Below are 20930 nucleotides of genomic sequence, written 5' to 3'. Positions count from 1 at the left end.
ACCGCGAGCAGTTGCTCCTTGACCGCCTTGACGGCCTTGCCGAGCGCGGGACCGCCGGTCAGCGCGGCATCGATATCGATGCCGGACAGGTCGAAGCGGACCGGGAAGATCGCGGTGAACCAGCCGACGGTGCGCGAGAGATCCGCACCGGGCACGATGCCCTCTTCGCGGCCGTGGCCCTCCAGGCGGATCAGCAGCGCATCGTCGGCGCGCGCGGTGGTGCGGCCCGCACGCCACTTCGCGGTCGCCAGGGCGAGCGCGGTGAGCAGACCGTCGTTGACGCCGCCGTGGAACAGCGCGGGCACGGTGGTCAGCAGCGCCTTGGTGACCTCGGCCGACACCTCGACCTGCAGCTTCTCGATGGCGCCCGAGGTATCCACGGCCGGATCCAGCGCACGCTCGGTCAGCAGCGGATCGGCCGTGCCGACCACCGAACGCCAGTAGTCCAGTTCGGCCACCCGCTCGGCGCTTTCGGCTTCGCGTCGCAGCGCGTCCGCCCAGGCCCGCATCGAGGTCGCGGGCGCGACGAGCTGCGGTTGCTGGCCCGCGGTGAGCTGGCCCCAGGCGGCGACGAAGTCCGGCACCAGGATGCGCCAGGAGACACCGTCCACCACGAGGTGATGCGCCGCCACGATGAGGCGACCGCCGCGGCTGCCGTCCGACGGTTCCAGCCAGACGAAGCGAATCACTACACCCGCCGCCGGGTCGAGTCGATCCAGTGTGGAATCCAATGCGGCGGAAGCGATTTCGAACAATGCCGCGTCGTCGATACCGGCATCGAATTCGGTGCGATCGATCAGCGCGTCCACGTCGATGGTGCCCGGCTCGACGGTCTCGAGGGTCCAGTCGGCATCCTCGCGGTACAGTCGCGCCCGTAGCATGTCGTGGCGGTCGACCACCGCGGCAACGGTTTTCGCGATGCCCGCGCGGTCGATGCCGACCGGCAATTCGAGCGCCATGGTCTGGTTGAACCGGCCGAACGAACCCTGCCGCTGCGCCATGAACCGGACCACCGGGGTCAGCGCCATGGCACCGACGCCGCCACCGGGCAGCTCGGCCAGCGCCTCGACGGCGGTATCGGTGCTGTCGGCGGTCTCGGCGACCGCGGCGAGTCCGGCCACGGTGCGCTGCTCGAAGACATTGCGCGGGGTGAAGACCACACCGCGCGCCCTGGCCCGCGAAACCAGCTGGATGGACACGATGCTGTCGCCGCCGAGGGCGAAGAACGAATCGTCGACACCGACGCGCTCGACGCCGAGCACCTCGGCGAAGACCTCGGCAATGGTGTGCTCGATCGGCGTGCGCGGTGCGCGGAAGACCACCTCGGTCGCGAATACCGGCTCCGGCAGGGCCTTGCGGTCCAGCTTGCCGACCGGGGTCAGCGGGATGTGGTCGATCACCATCACCGACGACGGCACCATGTACGCGGGCAGGCGTTCCTCGACGTGCGCGGTCAGCTCGGCGACATCGATCGAATGACCCGGTACCGCAACCACATACGACACCAGCGAGGTCGCGCCCGCCGCGCCCTTGTGGCCGACGGTGACCGCGAAGTCGACGGTCTCGTGCGATGCCAGCGCCGCGTCGATCTCACCGAGTTCGATGCGGAAACCACGCACCTTGACCTGGAAGTCGGAGCGGCCCACATATTCGACCTCGCCGGTACGACTCCAGCGCACCACGTCACCGGTGCGGTACATGCGCGCACCCGCGACATAAGGGTTGGCCACGAAACGTTCGGCGCTCAGCCCGGCGCGGGCGTGATAGCCGCGCGCCAGCTGGATGCCCGACAGATACAGCTCACCCGCGACACCCACCGGCACCGGCCGGAGCTGGGCGTCCAGGATCAGCGACTGCATGCCGCGGATCGGCGCACCGATCACCACCGTGTCACCGGCCACCAGCGGCTCGCTGATATTGGTCATGATGGTGGTCTCGGTCGGACCGTAACCGTTGTGGAAGCTGCGGACGGAACCGTTCTCCAACGGCACCGCCCACTTGGCGACCAGATCCGCCGGCACCGCCTCGCCACCGGCGACCAGTACTCGCAGCGAGTCGAGGCCGGTCGGATCGAACGTGGCCAGCGCGGCGGGTGTGATGAACGCGTGCGTGACCCGCTCGGTGCGGATCAGCTCGGACAGTTCCTCACCGCCGTACACGCCGGGCGGCGTCACCACGAGCGCACCGCCCGCGCCGACCGCGAGCAGCAGTTCCAGGATCGAGGCGTCGAAGCTGGGCGAGGCGAAATGCAGTGCGCGCGAACCGGAATCGAGGTCGTAGCGCACGATCTGCTCGACGCTGAAGTTCGCGAGTCCGGCATGGGTGACCACGACACCCTTGGGCACACCGGTGGAGCCCGAGGTGTAGATGACGTAGGCCGGATGCGCCGGACGCAGCGGGCGGACCCGGTCGGCGTCGGTGATCGGCCCGCCGTCGAATCCGTCCAGGTCGAGCTCGTCGAGCACCAGCCAGCGCACCGAATCCGGCAGGCCGTCACGAACCGCCGCGACGGTGAGACCGACGGGGGAACCGGAATCGGTGACCATGTGCGCGATGCGCTCGGCCGGGTAGTTCGGGTCGACGGGCACGAATGCCGCACCCGTCTTCGATACCGCCCAGGCGGCGAAGACCGAATCCGCGGACCGCGGCACGCCGACGGCGACCAGATCCTCGGTGCCGATGCCCTCGGCAATGAGCAAGCGCGCCAACCGGTTCGAGCGCTCGTCGAGGTCGCCGTAGGCCACACGTGTCCCCTGGAACACCACGGCGGTCGCCTTCGGATCCATCGCGGCGGCCTCGGCCAGCAGCTCGGGCAGCGTGCGCGCGGGCACCGCCGGTGCACCGGTGCGGGCAATGAGCTCGGCCCGCTCCTGCGCGTCGAGCACATCGATGGCACCCACCGCGACCGTCGGGTCGGCGGCAATGGCCTCCAGCACCCGCCGCCAACGCTGCGTGATCAGCTCGGCGGTCGACTCGTCGAACAGCTCGGTGGCGTAGGTGAGCGCCGAAGTCATTCCGGCGGAACCGGTTTCCGACAGCGTGAACTGCAGGTCGAAGCGGGCCACATTCTCGTCGAGGTCCAGTGCGGACACCGACAGACCCGGCAATTCGAGTGCGGTGCGCTCCAGGTTCTGGAATGCGAGCATCACCTGGAACAGCGGGTTGCGCGCCTGCGAGCGTTCCGGTGCGAGCAGTTCCACGAGCCGTTCGAACGGCACGTCGGCATTACCGAAGGCATCCAGGTCCGTCGAGCGCACCCGGTCCAGCAGCGCCGTGAACGATTCGGACTGATCGACGCCGGTGCGCAGCACGAGGGTGTTGACGAACATGCCGACGAGATCGTCGAGCGCCTGCTCACCGCGTCCGGCGATGGGCGAGCCGACGGCGATATCGTCGGTGCCCGACAAGCGGGCCAGCAGCACCGTGAGCGCGCTGTGCATCACCATGAACAGCGACGCACCGCGTTGGCGCGCAATACCTTCCAGCGCCGCGATGAGTTCGGCGGGCAGTTCGGTCTGCACGGTCGCGCCGCGATGCGAGGTGATCGCGGGACGCGGCCGATCGGTGGGCAGCGGCAGTTCGTCCGGTACGCCGTCGAGCGCGCGCTTCCAATGCGCCACCTGACGCGCCATCAGCGAAGTCGGATCGTCCTCGGCGCCGAGGACTTCGCGCTGCCAGATGGCGAAGTCCGCGTACTGCACCGGCAGCGGCGCCCAGCCGGGCGCGGCGTCCTGGGCGCGCGCGGTGTAGGCGAGCATCACGTCGCGAGTCAGCGGGCCGATGGAGAAGCCGTCGGCCGCGATGTGGTGCACCACGACGACCAACACATGCTCATCGGCGCCTGCGGAGAAGAGCCTGGTCCGCAGTGGAGCCTGTTCGGACACATCGAATCCGGTGGTCACGAATTCGGTCACCACCGCGGTCAGCTCGGCCGGATCGACCGAAACCGGCTGCAGGTCCAGCGCGATCGCGTCGGCGGGCACGATCACCTGCACCGGCGTGCCGCCGTGCTCCGGGTAGCGGGTGCGCAACGATTCGTGCCTGCGCACCACATCCGCCACCGCCAGCCGCAGCGCCTCGATATCGAGTGCACCGGTCAGGCGAATGGCGACCGGAAGGTTGTAGGCCGCGGATGTGGTGTCGTACTTGTTCAGGAACCACATGCGCTGCTGCGCGAACGACAGCGGCACGAGTTCGTCGGCCTTGCGCGGGCGGGCCACGAGCCGGGCGCGCGCGGCGCCGTCGGCATGCGATTCCACCCGGGCCGCGAGCGCTTCCACGGTGGAGGCCTCGAAGAGCGCGCGCACCGGGACGGTGGTGCCGAGCGCCGCGCCGATCCGGGCGACCACCCTGGTCGCGATGAGCGAGTTGCCGCCGAGGTCGAAGAAGTCGTCGTCGACACCGACCCTGGGCAGGTCGAGCACATCGGCGAAGACCGCGGCGACGGTCTCCTGCACCGGCGTCACCGGTGCGCGGAAAGCCTTGGCCTGCACCGCGGGCGCGGGCAGCGCGCGACGGTCCAGCTTGCCGTTGACGGTCAACGGAATCCACTCGAGCCGTACCAGCGCCGCGGGCACCATGTAGGACGGAAGGCGTTGCGCCGCACCGCTGCGCACCACGTCGAGGTCCGGGATCACATCGGGTTCGGCGACCACGTAGGCCACGATCCGCTGATCGCCCGGCTGGTCCTCGCGCACGATGACAGCGGCCTGGGCGATGCCCGGCTGGGCCAGTATGGCGGATTCGATTTCACCGAGTTCGATGCGGAAGCCGCGCACCTTGACCTGATCGTCGGCGCGGCCCAGGTATTCGAGTTCGCCGAAGCGGTTCCAGCGCGCGAGGTCGCCGGAGCGGTACAGGCGTGTGCCCGCGGCCTCCGCGTCGGCGAGGGGGTTCGCGACGAAGCGGGTGGTGGTCAGGTCCGAGCGGCCGAGGTAGCCGCGAGCCAACTGCGGTCCCGCGACATACATTTCGCCCGCGACGCCGACCGGCACCGGCCGCAGCCGGTTGTCGAGGACGTACACGCGCAGACCCGCGATGGCGCGGCCGACCACGCTGCCGGAGGCGGCGGCGATGGTCGCGGCGTCCAGCGCACGGTAGGACACGTGCACCGTGGTCTCGGTGATGCCGTACATATTGACCAGCAGCGGAGCGACATGTGCCGAGCGCCGGTCGGTGCCGTCACCGTGTCGGGCAACCCAATCCGAAAGCCTGCGCAATTCGAGGGCTTCACCGCCGAACACCACGTAGCGCAAGGCCAGCGGTTCGGCATCCGGTGCGGCATTGCGATCCGCCTCGGCCAGTTGATAGAACGCGGACGGCGTCTGGTTGAGCACCGTGACCTGTTCCACCCGCAGCAGTTCCAGGAACTGTTCGGGCGAGCGCGAGGTGTAGTAGTCGACGACCACCAGGGTGCCGCCGAACAGCAGCGGACCCCACAGCTCCCACACCGAGAAGTCGAAGGCGTAGGAGTGGAACAGCGTCCACACATCGCGGGGGCCGAAGCCGAAATCGCGATCGGTATTGGCGAACAGCCGCACCACATTCCGGTGCGCGACCGCGACACCCTTCGGGCGGCCGGTCGAGCCGGAGGTGTAGATCACGTACGCGACATTGTCCGGGGTGAGCGCCGCGAGGCGGTCGGCGTCGGTGATCGGCGCATCGTCGGCGTCCTCGACATTGCCGGTCTCCACCGCGAATCCGTCGAGCACCACGGTCGGCAGCTCGTCGGGCACCCTCACCTGAACCGTCGAATCGAGGATCACACTGGTCGGACGCGAATCCGCGAGTACGTAGGCGATGCGGTCGGCCGGGTAGGTCGGGTCGACGGGCACATAGCCCGCACCGGTCTTCACCACCGCGAGCAGCGCGACCACGAGATCGAGCGACCGCGGCAGGATCACCGCGACCAGCGACTCGGGACCCGCGCCGTCGGCGATCAGCCTGCGCGCCAACACATTCGCGCGCCGATCCAGCTCCGCGTAGGTCAGCGACTCGATGCCGAATTTGGCCGCCGTATTGTCCGGATGCGCGGCCACCGCCTGCTCGAACAGATCGACCAGCGTGGTACCCGGTGTACTGAATCGCGGTGCGCTGTATCGGATTGCGGCGCTGGTGCCCCGCGTGGTTACGCGGGCTGCCTCCTCCGGGCCCGTCGCTCGCGCCAGGCTGTCGAATCCGGACGACACCCAGCGCTGCGACACATTGAGCCGCTCGGCCTCACCGAGCAGATCGATATCGCCGATGACGATCTCGGGATCCTCGACCACACTCCGCAGAATCCGGACCAGGCGATCGGCGAACGATGCCACCGTCTCCGGATCGAACAGCTCGGTAGCGTAGTTCCAGGACAGGCCCAGTGCACCGCCGGCGGTCTCGCCGACGGTCAGCTGCACATCGAATTTGGCTGTGCCGGGATCGAATTCGACCACCGACAGCTCGACGCCAGGCAGCGCGACGGTGCCCATTTCCGCGGCCGAGGCGGCCTCGAAGGTCAACGCGATCTGGAACAGCGGGTGGTGTGCCTGGGACCGGGCCGGGCTGTGCTTACCCACCCCGGCGGCTCCGCCGCCTTGCCGTCCCCAGAGGACATCCACCAGCCGCTCGAACGGCACATCGGCATTGGCGAAGGCCGCCAGATCGGTGCGGCGCACCTGCGCGAGCAGATCGCTGAACTTGGCGCTCGGCTCGACCTCGTTGCGCAGCACCAGCGTATTGACGAACATACCGACCAGATCGTCGAGCGCGCGTTCACCGCGTCCGGCGATCGGGGTGCCGATGGCGATATCGGTGCTGTTGGACAGCCGGGCCGCCCAGGCCGCGAGTGCCGCGTGCATGACCATGAACAGCGTGACCCCGCGGGCGCGGGCGAGTTCGGCCAGTGCTCCGTGCAATTCGGCGTCGATCGAGAAGCCGTGCGTGCCACCGGCATTGGACGCGACCTCGGGCCGCGAGCGGTCGGCGGGCAGTTCGATCTGATCGGGCAGATCGGCCAGCTGCTCGGTCCAGTAGGCGAGCTGCTGCGCCGCGACCGATTCGGGATCGTCCTCGCTGCCGAGCACGTCGCGCTGCCACAGCGCGTAGTCGGCGTACTGGACATCCAGCGGCGCCCAGGCGGGCACCTCGCCGCGACTGCGCTCGGTGTAGGCCAGCACCACGTCACGCAGCAGCGGACGCAGCGAGAAACCGTCACCACTGATGTGGTGCATGACGAGCACCGCGACATGGTTCTGCTCATCGATGCTGAGCAGGTTGGCCCGGAACGGCACCTCGCTGGTCACATCGAAGTACACGCTCGCCAGCTCGACGATGCGCGCGGGCACCGCGCCGGGAGCGATCGCCTCGGTCGCCAGCTCGAAGCGCACCTCGTCGGTGTGCAGCACGTGCTGGTAACCGGTGCCTTCGATCTCCGGGTAGATGGTGCGCAGCGCCTCGTGCCTGGCCAGCACGTCGCCGACCGCGGCGTTCAGCGCGGCGATATCGACATCGCCGGTGAGCCGGACGGCGACCGGAATGTTGTTGACCGCGGTGCGATTGTCGAAGCGGTTCAGGAACCACATCCGCTGCTGGGCCAGCGACAGCGGGACCAGCTCGGGGCGCGGTTGCGGGGTCAGCGGAGCCCGACCGCCCTCGCCCGCTGCCGATTCCACGAGAGCGGCGAGTGCGGCGACGTTCGAAGCCTCGAACAGCGCGCGCACCGGGATCTGGGTGTCCAGTGCCGCGCCGAGTCGCGCGGCGACCTGGGTGGCGATCAGCGAGTTGCCGCCCAGTTCGAAGAAATCGTCGTCCAAGCCGACGCCGTGGCCGACGCCCTGCAGACCAAGCACCTCGGCGAAGGTGCCCGCGACGATCTCCTCCACCGGGGTGGTCGGCGCGCGGAATACCTTGGCCGCGAACGTCGGTGCGGGCAGCGCCTTGCGATCCAGCTTGCCGGAGGCATTGAGCGGGAACTCGTCGAGCACCATGTAGGCCGCGGGCACCATGTACGCGGGCAACTGGTCGCCGAGCGTGTTCTTGACGGTCTCGATGTCGATGGCCCGGTCCGGATTCGCGACCAGGTAGGCGACCAGCTGATCGCCGGTCCGGTCATCCGAATGCACGAGCACGACCGCCTGCGCGACCGCGGCCTGTGCGGTGAGCGCCGACTCGATCTCACCGAGTTCGATGCGCAGACCGCGCAGCTTCACCTGGAAGTCGGTGCGGCCCAGGTACTCCAGTTCACCGCGCGGCGTCCACATGACGAGGTCACCGGTGCGGTACATGCGCTCGGCGGCGCCGAACGGGTTCGCGACGAAACGTTCGGTGGTCAGATCCGGGCGGCCGACATAGCCGTGCGCCAACTGCGCGCCCGCCAGATACAGCTCACCCGGAACGCCCGCGGGCACCGGACGCAACCGCGAATCCAGCACGTACACCTGGGTGTTGAACACCGGCGCACCGATCGGCACCGAGCTGATATCGGCATCGGTCACCTCGTGGAACGTGACGTCGACCGCGGCCTCGGTGGGGCCGTACAGGTTGTGCAGTCGCGCGCCGGTCAGCTGGCGCAGGCGCTGCGCGGCCACGGCGGGCAGCGCCTCACCGGAGGCGAAAACATTACGCAGACTGGCGCATTCGGCCGCGCGGTCGTCGGCCGCGGCGGGAGCGACGGGCCCGGAGGAGGTAGCTTGCGTAACCCCATAGGGACCCGCGGACGCCGCAATCGTGCTCAAGAATACCGAAAGCATGGACGGCACGAAGTGCACCGTGGTGACCTGCTCGTCGGCGATCAGGCGCGCCAGATAGGCCGGATCACGGTGACCGTCCGGCTTGGCGACGACCAGGCGCGCGCCGACCTGCAAGGGCCAGAAGAACTCCCACACCGACACGTCGAAGGTCGCCGGAGTCTTCTGCAGCACAACGTCTTCGGCGGACAGACCGTATTCGGCGTGCATCCACACCAAGCGGTTGACGATCGCCGCGTGCGAGACCGCGACACCCTTGGGACGACCGGTCGAACCCGAGGTGAAGATCACGTACGCGGTATTGCCCGGACGCAGCGGGCGATGCCGATCCGCGTCGGTCAGCGGTTCATCGGAGAATTCGGCGAGGTCGAGTTCATCGATGCGGACCTGGCGCGACACCGTGGTCTCCAGATCGGTGCCGGAGGTCAGCACACAGACCGGTCGCGCGGTCTCCAGGATGTAGTCGATGCGCTCGGCCGGATGATCCGGATCCAGCGGCACGTACGCACCACCGGCGGCATTGATCGCGTACATGCCGACGAGCAGATCGATCGAGCGCCGCATGCCCAGGGCCACATAGGATTCCGGGCCGACGCCGTTCTGCTTCAGCCAGCGCGCCAACCGGTGTACGCGGGCGGCGAACTCGGCATATGTCAGCGTCGCGGAGCGACTCGATGAGGGATGGTGGTCGGGGGACGAGTGGGCCAGACTTGTCCCGTCGTAGCTGACCGCGTACGCGTCCGGTGTGCGCAGCACCTGCGCCTCGAACAGCGAGACCAGCGTCGCGGCCGCATCGCCGACCGGCGAGGTCAGTGCCGCGTCGACCGGGAATTCGGTCTCGTTCCACCGGTCGAGCACCTGGGCACGCTCGGTGTCGTCGAGCAGGTCGATATCGCCCACCACGATCGCCGGTGCGGCGGTGATACCGCGCAGCACCCGGACGAACCGCTCGGCGAACGCCTCCGCGAACCGATCGTCGAAAAGATCTGTGGCATAGACGAGTTCGGCGGCCATCTCCGATTCCGCACCCTCGCTCAGCGTGAGCTGCAGGTCGACCTTGGCGGTCGGCGGATCGATGCCGAGTTCGGAGACCGCGAGTCCGGGCAGCTCCAGCGAAGTGCGGCCGAGGTTCTGGAACGACAGCATCACCTGGAACAGCGGATGGCGCGCCTGCGAGCGAGCCGGATTGAGCACCTCGACCAAACGCTCGAATGGTACGTCGGCGTGTGCGAAGGCCTGCAGATCGCGCTCGCGCACCTGGGCGAGCAGATCGGTGAACGCTTCGGTCGGATCGACCTGGGTGCGCAGCACCAGGGTGTTGACGAACATGCCGACCAGGTCGTCGAGGACCTGCTCGCCACGACCGGCCACCGGGATGCCGATGGCGATGTCATCCGAACCGCTCAGCCGCGCGAGCAGGGTCGCGAAGGCGCTGTGCACCACCATGAACAGCGTGGTGTTGTGCTCGTGCGCGACACGGTTGAGCGCCTCCACGAGTGCGCCGGGCAGCTGGAATCGGTGCGTGCGCGCCGCATACGACGCGACGACCGGCCGCGGCTTGGGCGACAGACGCAGTTCCTCCGGCAGTCCGGCCAGGGTTTCGCGCCAGTAGCCGAGTTGTTCGGAGATCAGCGAGGTCGGATCGTCCTCGGAGCCGAGCGTTTCACGCTGCCACAGTGCGTAATCCACATACTGCACCGGCAGCGGCGGCCAGACCGGAGCGGATTCCGAACTACGCGCGATGTAGGCCGACATCAGATCGCGGACCAGCGGACGCATCGAGAAGCCGTCCGCCGCGATGTGGTGCACCACGACCGAGAGCACGTGGTTCTGAGTGTTGTCGCGCCACTTCTTGCTGCTCAGCGGCGCACGCTCGACCTGGTAGAGCCGAATCCGCACCGGGGATTCGGTGGTGATATCGAAGCCGCGGCCGATGAATTCGTAGAGGGCACTGCCCAATTCGCTTTCGGCGACCGGGACGATCTCCAGTTCCGGAATCGCCCGCGCGGCCGGGAGCACCTGCTGGTAGGCCACGCCCTCATGCGACGGGTAGATCGTGCGCAGCGATTCGTGCCGGGTGATCACATCGGCGATCGCTCCGCGCAGCGCGGGCAGATCGAGATGCCCGTGCAGCCGCACCGCCGCCGGAATATTGTCGGCGGCCGAATCGGCGTCGAAGCGGTTGAGGAACCACATCCGCTGCTGCGCGAGCGACAGCGGCGGGTACTCCGGCCGAGGGCGCACGGTCAGCGCCTGGCGGGCGCCGGCCCCGGCGCTGGCCTCCATGCGCGCGGCGAGTGCGGCGACGGTCGGCGCCTCGAACAGCAGTCGCACCGGTACCTGGGTGTCCAGTGCCGCGCCGAGTCGCGCCACCACCTGGGTGGCGACCAGCGAGTTGCCGCCGAGATCGAAGAAGTTGTCATCGATGCCGATGCGCTCGTGACTCAGCACATCGCTGAAAATGTCGACGACGATCTCTTCGATCGGGGTCGACGGAGCGCGGAATTCCTTGGCCTCGAAGACGGGTTCGGGCAGCGCGCGCCGATCGAGCTTGCCGTTGGGGTTCAATGGCATGGCGTCGAGCACCACGATGGCGGCGGGGACCATGTACGACGGCAGCTGCTCGCTCAGGTGCGCACGCAGCTCGTCGAGGTCGACCGTGCCGCCATTGGCGGGCACCACATAGGCGACCAGCTGATCACCGGTCCGCGCATCCGCACGCACCAGCGCGACCGCCTGGGCCACCGAATCGTGTGTGGTGAGGGCGGTTTCGATCTCACCGAGCTCGATGCGCAGACCGCGCAGCTTCACCTGGAAGTCGGTACGGCCGAGGTAGACGATGGCACCATCGGCATTGCGGGTCACCAGGTCGCCGGTGCGGTACATCCGGGATCCGGAGGCGCCGAACGGGTTGGCCACGAAGCGATCCGCGGTCAGATCGGTGCGCCCGAAGTAACCGCGCGCCAACTGCGCACCGGCCAGATACAACTCACCCGCGACACCCGGCGCGACCGGATGCAGGCGGGCATCGAGCACATACGCCTGCGCATTCCAGACCGGCAGACCGATCGGCACCGCGCCGACCAGGCCCTGTGCCACCGGACCGTGCGTCGCGTGCACCGCGAACTCGGTCGGGCCGTAGAGGTTGTAGAGCTCGGCCGAGCTGACCTTGCGAATGGCGGCGACGGTGTCACCGGTGAAGGCCTCACCGGCGACCAGCAATGCGCGCAACGACTCGAGCGCCGCGCCACCGGCGGCATCCACACTGCCCGCGAAGACGGTCAGCATCGAGGGCACGAACGAGGTCATGGTGACCCGTTCGGCCGCGATGACCTCCGCCAGGTACTGCGGGTCGCGATGCCCGTCCGGGCTCGCGACGACAATCCGGCCACCGGTGGACAACGGGCCGAACAACTCCCACACCGACACGTCGAACGTGGCAGGGGTCTTGAACAACACGACGTCATCGGCACCGATGCCGTATTCACCGGTGATCCAACGGATCTGGTTGACCACGGCCGCGTGCGGCAGCGCCACACCCTTCGGCCGACCGGTCGAACCGGAGGTGAAGATGACGTACGCGGTGTTCTCCGCCCGCAGCGGTGCGATCCGCTCCGCATCGGTGACCGGCGCGTCCGAGTACTCGGACAGCTCGAGCTCATCGATGGAAAGCGTTGGCAGCCCGCCGCTTTCGAAGTTGTCCCGTGAGGTCGTCAGCACACAGGCCGGTGCCGCCGACTCGAGCACATAGCTGATCCGCTCGGTGGGCTGATCCAGGTCCAGCGGCACATAGCCGCCGCCGGCCTCCTGTACCGCGTACGCCGCGACCACGAAATCGACCGAACGCCGCAGACCGAGGGCGACCAGCTTTTCCGGACCCACACCGGCCTCGATCAACCGACGCGCCAAGCGGTGCACGCGCGCAGCGAACTCGGCATATGTCAGCGTCGCGGAGCGACTCGAGGCGGTCGCGGGATCCACAATCGCGACCGCATCCGGCGTGGCCGCGGCCTGCGCGGCGAACTCGCCGACCAGGGTGAGCCCGCCACCCTTGCGAACACCCGAACGACGCGGGGTACGACCGGGCTGACGACGCGGCAGCAAGTCGTGCTCGGTGTCGTTCCAGCCGACCACCGCGAGTGCGGTTTCCTGATCGTCGAGCAGCTGGATATCGCCGATCGGCACGGTCGGATCGGCGATGATGGCCGCCAGGATCCGATCGAGACGCCGTGCGAAGGCCGCCACCGTGTCTTCGTCGAAAAGATCGAGGGCATAGGAGATTTCGGCCGACATACCGGCGGCCTCGCCCGATTCCTGGGTCTCCTGCAGGGTCAGCTGCAGATCGAATTTGGCCAGTCGCGCGTCGTAATCGATGCCGTTGACCGACAGTCCGGGCAATTCCAGGTTGGCCTGCTTGATGTTCTGGAACGCCAGCATCACCTGGAACAGCGGATTGCGGGCCTGCGAGCGGGCCGGGTTGAGAATTTCGACCAGGCGCTCGAACGGCAGATCCGCGTGCGCGAACGCCTGCAGGTCGGTTTCCCTTGCCAGGGCGAGCAGGTCGGCGAAGCTCGCCGAACCCGCGACATCGGTGCGCAATACGAGCGTATTGACGAACATGCCGATCAGGTCGTCCAGCGCGGCCTCACCACGACCGGCGGCCGGGGTACCGATGGCGATATCGCTGGTACCGCTGGCCCGCGCCAGCAGCACGGCGAGCGCGCTGTGCATGACCATGAACAGCGACGAATTGTGCTTGCGACCCAGATCGATGAGCGCACGCTGGGTCTCGGCGGAGATAACGAACGCGTAGGTGCCGCCGCGGTAGGAGGCGATCGCCGGACGCGGGCGGTCCGAAGGCAGCACCAATTCGTCGGGCAGATCGGCGAGTTGTTCGGTCCAGTACCGGATCTGGCTGGAGATCAGCGAAGCCGGATCGCCCTCGGAGCCGAGCACCTCGCGCTGCCACAGCGCGTAGTCCGCGTACTGGACCGGCAGCGCGGACCAGGCGGGCGACTCCCACGAGGTGCGCGCGGCGTACGCCACCATGACATCACGCGCCAGCGGCCCCATCGACCAACCGTCGGCCGAAATGTGGTGCACCACCATGCCGAGTACGAACTCGGACTCGCTGATCTCGAAAAGCCTTGCGTGCAAAGGCACTTCGTCGGTGACGTCGAAGGCCATGGAGGCCAGGTCGATCAGATGCTCGACCAGGGTCTCCTCGGTGACCCGGTACGGGGTCAGGTCGGGCACGATCTGCGCCGCGTCGAGCACCACCTGAACCGGACCGCTCTTGGTCTCCGGGAAGACGGTGCGCAGCGACTCGTGCCGGTCGATCACGTCGATGACCGCGACCTGCAGTGCGGCGACATCGAGATCACCGGAGAGCCGGATGGCGACCGGAATGTTGTTGACCGCCGAGGCGGTATCGAAGCGGTTGAGGAACCACATGCGCTGCTGCGCGAGCGACAGCGGCACCTCCTCCGGGCGCTCCTGGGCGACCAGGGCACTGCGGGCGCCGGCACCGGCATGCGATTCCACCCGGGCCGCCAGCGCGGCCACGGTGGACGCCTCGAACACCATCCGCACCGGCACCCTGGTATCGAGTGCGGTGCCGATGCGCGAGGCCACCTGGGTGGCGATCAGTGAGTTGCCGCCGAGTTCGAAGAAGTCGTCGTCCACGCCGACGCGCGGCAGGTCGAGCACCTCACCGAAGATCTGGGCGACGATCTCCTCGATGGGTGTGCTCGGCGCACGGAAGGTGTGCACCTCGAAGACCGGCTTGGGCAGAGCGCGCCGATCGAGCTTGCCGTTCGCATTGAGCGGCATGGCCTCGAGCGTCACGAACGCCGCGGGCACCATGTAGGTGGGCACCATGCCTGCCAGATGCGTGCGCAGCGCGGTATCGAATCCCGCCTCCGGCTCGGCCTCGGTCGGCACCACATAGGCGACCAACTGGTCGCCGAGCCGACTGTCGGAACGGACCAGCGCGACCGCCTGCGCCACCGCGGGATGGGCGCGCAGGGCGGCTTCGATCTCGCCGAGCTCGATCCGGACACCGCGCAGTTTCACCTGGAAGTCGGTGCGACCGCTGTAGACGATCTGTCCAACGGCATCGCGGGTCACCAGGTCACCGGTGCGGTACATGCGAGAACCGCTGGGGCCGAACGGATTCGCCAGGAAACGGTCGGCCGTCATATCCGGCCGGGTGAGATAACCGCGCGCCAGCTGGTCGCCCGACAGATACAGCTCACCCGCGACACCCGGGGGCACCGGATGCAGTCGCGCGTCGAGCACATAGGCCTGGGTGTTCCAGACCGGCGCACCGATCGGCACCGCGCCGCGCACCACCTCGCCGACGACCGCGTGGGTGGCGTTGACGGTGAATTCGGTTGGGCCGTAAAGGTTTATCAGCGTGATATCGGGGCGGCCGAGCTTGCGGAACGCCTCGACCGCCTCACCGGTGAACGCCTCACCACCGACCAGCAGCATGCGCACCGAGTTCAGTGCCGCCGGATCGACGGTGCCGGCGAATACGGTCAGCAGCGACGGCACGAACGAGGTCACGGTGACCTGTTCGGCGGCGATGACCTCGGTCAGATATTGGGTGTCGCGGTAGCCGTCGTGGGTGGCGATGACGGTCCGGCCGCCGGTCAGCAAGGGCGCCAACGGCTCCCACACCGACGCGTCGAAGGTGGCCGGGGTCTTGTACAGCGCCACATCGTCGGCGCCGAGCCCGAATTCGCTGATGAGCCAGCGCATCTGGTGCACCAGCGCGGCATGCGATACCCCGACGCCCTTCGGGCGACCGGTGGAGCCCGAGGTGAAGATCGCATACGCCAAATGCTCTGGGCGCAAAGGCGATACGCGCTCGGCATCGGTCACCGGGGCATCGGATATCCCGGACAGATCGAGCTCGTCGACAACGACCGACTCCGGGCCCTCAACGACCGACTCCGGGCCCTCAACGACCGACTCCAGGCCCTCAACGACCGACTCCAGGCCCTCCGGCGCGAACCGGTCCCGCGACGTGGTCAGCACATAGGCAGGCGCCGCGGTATCGAGCACATGGGCGATGCGTTCGGCAGGCTGATCGAGATCGAGCGGCACATAGGTGCCACCGGCCTCGAGCACCGCGTGGATCGCGGTCACCAGGTCGAGCGAGCGTCGCATACCGAGTGCGACTGGGACATCCGGGCCGACGCCCGCCCGGATCAGCCAGCGCGCGAGTGCGTGCACCCGAGAGCCGAAGTCCGCGTAGGTCAATGACGCTCCGACGGCCGGGGTGAAGCCGTCGACGGAACGGTCGACCACGGCGATGGCGTCCGGCGTCGCGGCCACCTGGCGGGTGAACAGATCGCTCACCGTCCCGGCCGCCTCGAACTCACGCGGCGCGCCGTGCCAGCCGTCGCGTGCCAGCTCGACCTCGCGCTCGTCGAGCAGATCGATATCGCCGACGATCGCCGCCGGATCCGCGGTCACACCGCGCAGAATCCGTACCAGTCGATCGGCGAACGAGGAGACGGTCGCCTCGTCGAACAGGTCGGTGGCGTAGGAGACGACCACCGAAACGCCCGCGGGCTCACCCTGGTTGCCGCGCTGTTCGGTCAGCGTCCAGAGCAGATCGAATTTGGCGATGTGGACTTCGAGTTCGGCGGCCGACACCGACAGTCCGGGCAGTTCCAGCGTGCCGTGCGACATCTCCTGGAACGACAGCATCACCTGGAACAGCGGATGCCGCGCCTGCGAGCGGGTCGGGTTGACCACCTCGACGAGACGTTCGAACGGAACATCGCTGTATGCGAACGCCGCGAGGTCGACTTCCCTGGTGCGCCCGAGGAATTCGGTGAAGGACCGACCCGGATCGACCTCCGAACGCAGCACGAGCGTGTTGACGAACATGCCGATCAGGTCGTCGAGGGCCTGTTCACCGCGTCCGGCGACCGGGGTGCCGATGGCGATATCGGTGGTGCCGGACAGCCGGGCCAGCAGCAGTGCGAGCGCGGCGTGCAGCACCATGAACGGGGTGGCGCCCTCGGCGCGGGCCAGTGCGCTCAGCCGGGTGTGCAGTTCGGCATCGATATCGAAAGCGAACTGCGCGCCGCGGAAGCTCTGCACCGGCGGACGCTGCCGATCGGTGGGCAGATCCAGCTGATCCGGCAGACCAGCCAGCGCATCGCGCCAGTAGGTGATCTCCCGGGCGGCCATGGACTCGGAATCGCTTTCGGCGCCGAGCAATTCGCGCTGCCACAGGGTGTAGTCGCGGTACTGCACCGGCAGGGGCGCCCAGGCGGGCGCTTCCCCGGCCGCGCGGGCCAGATACGCGGTCGTGACGTCGCGCGCGAGCGGCCCGAACGAGAAGCCGTCCGCCGCGATGTGGTGCACGACGAAGGCGAGCGCGTACTCGGGCGTGTCATCCGAGGACGCACCGATGATCTGATACAGGCGCACCCGAATGGGCAGCTCGGCCGAGACGTCGAAGCCGGCGGAGGCGAATTCGGTGAGCACGTCGACCAATTCGGACGCCTCGAGCGGCTGCACGTCGACGCCGAGGTCGACCTCCTCGATCGGCAGCACCTGCTGATAGGCGCCGTCGCCCGAGTTGGGGAAGATGGTGCGCAGCGATTGCTGGCGCGTCAGCACATCGGTGAGCGCGGCCCGCATCGCGTCGAAATCGACGCGACCGCCCAACCGCACCACGAACGGCAGGTTGTACGTCGGCACCGTCGAGTCGAACTGGTTGATGAACCACATCCGCTGCTGTGCCAGCGACAGCGGCACCCGCTCGGGCAGTTCCTGGGCCACCAGGGCCGGTCGCGGCCGATCGGTGGGCGGCGCCGATTCGGCGCGGGCGGCCAGACCGGCCACGGTCGGGGTCTCGAACAGCGCACGCACGCCGATCCGGGTGCCGAATGCCGCGCCGATCCGCGCCACCACCTGGGTGGCGACCAGCGAGTTGCCGCCCAGATCGAAGAAGTTGTCATCGATGCCGACGCGTTCCTGGCTGAGCACATCGGCGAAGATCGCCGCCACGATCTGCTCGGCCGGGGTACGCGGGGCACGGAATGTGGTCGCGTCCACGCTGAACACCGGCTCCGGCAAAGCCTTTCGGTCCAGCTTGCCGGAGGTGTTGAGCGGGAATGCGTCCAGCACCATGATCGCCGCGGGCACCATGTAGCTCGGCAGCTTTTCCGCGACGAACCGGGTGAGGTCGATCACATCCACGGAGCTTGCGGAGTGGCCATTCGACGGAGCGATCGACTGGCCAGGCACGGGCACGACATAGGCGACCAACTGCTGACCGGTCGCGGTATCCACCACCAGCACCGCGGCCTGGCTGACCGCAGGATGGGCCAGGAGGTCGGTTTCGATCTCACCGAGCTCGATGCGCTGACCGCGGAACTTCACCTGGAAGTCGGTGCGGCCGATGTATTCCAGGGTCCCCGCGACGTTCCAGCGCACCAGGTCACCGGTGCGGTACATGCGCTCGCCATTGCCGCCGAACGGGTTGGCGACGAACCGATCCGAGGTCAGGTCCGGGCGACCGCGGTAACCGCGCGCCAGCTGACGCCCACCCAGATACAGCTCACCCGGTGCGCCGACGGCCGCCGGGCGCAGCCGCGAATCCAGCACGTAGACCTGGACATTCCACTCCGGGATACCGATCGGCACCGTGACGGTGTCCGCGCCGGTGGCCTCCCAGTAGGTGACCGAGACCGCAGCCTCGGTGGGGCCGTACAGGTTGTGCAGACCGGCAGGAGCGGAGCCTGCGGAGCGACCAGAGAAATCAGCGGAGCCTGCGGAGCGACCAGAGAAATCAGCGGAGCCTGCGGAGCGACCAGAGAAATCAGCGGAGCCTGCGGAGCGACCAGAGAAATCAGCGGAGCCTGCGGAGCGACCGGAGAAATCAGCGGTGATCTCCCTGAATTTCGCGGCGGTCTCCGGCGGCAGCGCCTCACCGATGACGAAAACCGCACGCAGCGTGGCACATTGGGCGGCGGTGGCATGGGCGACGAAGACCGTCAGCATGGACGGCACGAAGTCGGTGACGGTGACACCGTGCCGCTCGATCATCTCGGCGACATACAGCGGATCGCGGTGCCCGTCCGGCGTCGCGACAACAAGTTTCGCGCCGACCATCAGCGGCAGGAAGTAACCCCACAGCGATACGTCGAAGGTGGTCGCGGTCTTCTGCAGGTACACGTCGTCGGCAGTGAGGCGGTACTCGTCGAGCATCCACAGCTGCTGGTTGACGATCGCATGATGGGTTACCGCAACACCTTTCGGGCGTCCGGTCGAACCCGAGGTGTAGATCACGTAGGCGGTGTTGTCCGGACGCAGCGGCGCGCGCCGCTCCGAATCCGCCACCGGCGCATCGTCGTACGCGGAAACGTCGAGGGTGTCGATTTCCACCCGGCGCACCGATTCCGGCAGCTCGAGTTCGTCACCGGAGACCGTCAGCACACAGACCGGTGCCGCGGACTCGAGGATGTAGGCGGTGCGATCGGCCGGATGATCCGGATCGATCGGCACATACGCGCCACCCGCCTTGAGCACCGCGTGCATACCGACGACGAGATCGAGCGAACGTCGCATGCCAAGTGCGACAAGCGATTCCGGTCCGACACCGTCGGCGATCAGGAACCGGGCCAGGCGATTGACCCGCGCGGCGAACTCCGCATAGGTCAGCTGCGCGCCCTCGAAATCCAGCGCGACGTTGTCCGGAGTCAGCTGGATCTGCGCATCCAGCAGCGCCGCCAGGGTGGTATCCGAGACGTCCTGCTCGGAGTCGTTCCACTCCGCGACGGTCAGCTCCCGCTCCGCCGCGGTGGTCAGCTCCAGGCCCCAGACCGGCGCATCCGCCTCGGCCCGCAGGAAGCGCTCGAAGAATTCGAGGAAGCGTGCGTGCTGACGCTGCGTCTCCGCCTCGGAGTACAGGTTCGGGTTCGTCTCGAAGTCGATGCGCGCGCGCGAACCGCCCTCGGACTGATAGAAATTGACGCCGAGATCCTCGATGCTGCCGGTGGACAGCACCACCATGGTGCCGACCATCGAGCCCATGCTGATCTTGTCCTGGAACAGCATGATGTTGACCCAGGGGCCGAAGAACTCCCTGGTCACCACGCCGGCACCGGCCGCGTCGCGGCGGATGTCCTCGTGTCGGTAGCGCTGGTGGCGCAGCGCGCCGGTCACCTCGACCTGGACCTGTTTGAGCACATCGGCCACGGTGGTCTCGTGCCCGATCCGCAGCCGCAACGGCACGATATTCGACGAGACGCCGCCGGAGCGGCGCATCACGGCGGTGGTTCGCGCGGTCACCGGCAGGCTGAGGATCACGTCCTCGGAGCTGGTCCACTGCGCCAGATATCCGGCGAACGCGGCGAGCAGCAACCCGGCCGGCGACGAATCATGGCGCGCCACAGCCGCTTCCAGCGCCGCGTTCTGCTCGTCCGAGAGCAGCACACTGCTGAGGGTGTTGATCGGCGCCGGTCCCGCGGACCGGCCCGCCAGGCTGGTGCCGTCCTCCACACCGGCGACCCGCTCGGCCCAGTACGTCTTGTCCGACTGGAACCGGGAACTGTCGCGGTAGGCCATCTCCTGCTCGTAGAGCGTGCGCAGGGGCGCGGCATTGGCCGGTGCGGGCTCGGTGCCGTTCAACATGGCGGTGTACCAGTTGGCGACCCTGGAGAGGTTGGTCACCGCGCCGAAGCCGTCCAACACGATGTGGTGCGCGCGCAGGTACAGGTACCAGTGGTGATCGCCCACCTGCAGGCCCGCGAAGCGCAGCAGCCGATCCTCGAGCAGGTTCAGCGGGGCGCTGTACTCGGCGCGCATCCACGCCATGGCGGCGGCCTTGGGATCGGCCTCACCGCGGAAGTCGACGTAGTAGACCTTGTCCCGGTCCGGAATCGTGTAGTCGATCCACTGATACGGCTGGCCGTCGATCTCGGTGATGCAGAGCATGCCGGAGCCGCGCTCGTGCCCGGAGTTGATCAGCGCCTCACGCAGGACCTCGAGGTCGAGGTCGCCGTGCAGGTCGACGTACTGCGCGATGTTGATCGGCACCTGCGGGTCGACGTGCTGGGCGTACCAGATACCCAACTGCGCCGGGGACAACGGGAACGGCTCGCTCGACTCCCTCGAAGCAGCGTGCGCCCGTTCGCCACCAGTTTCGCCGTTTCCGCCGAAATCCAGCCGGTCCAA

The 20930-nt window shown here is 68.1% G+C and carries 1 protein-coding gene (cut by a window edge); it reads right to left on the bottom strand.

All coding sequences use genetic code 11. The features are described 5' to 3' along the window. Positions 1–20930 carry the 5' end (the start) of a non-ribosomal peptide synthase/polyketide synthase gene (locus ACQPXH_RS05590; protein WP_433603317.1) on the bottom strand. It extends 23842 nt beyond the left edge of the window, so the window shows 20930 of its 44772 coding nt (coding positions 1–20930); its start codon is at positions 20928–20930; the stop codon falls past the left edge of the window.

The organism is Nocardia sp. CA-135953, assembly GCF_050955735.1.
Classification (GTDB): Bacteria; Actinomycetota; Actinomycetes; order Mycobacteriales; family Mycobacteriaceae; genus Nocardia.
This window is presented reverse-complemented; position numbering and strand designations above follow the sequence as displayed.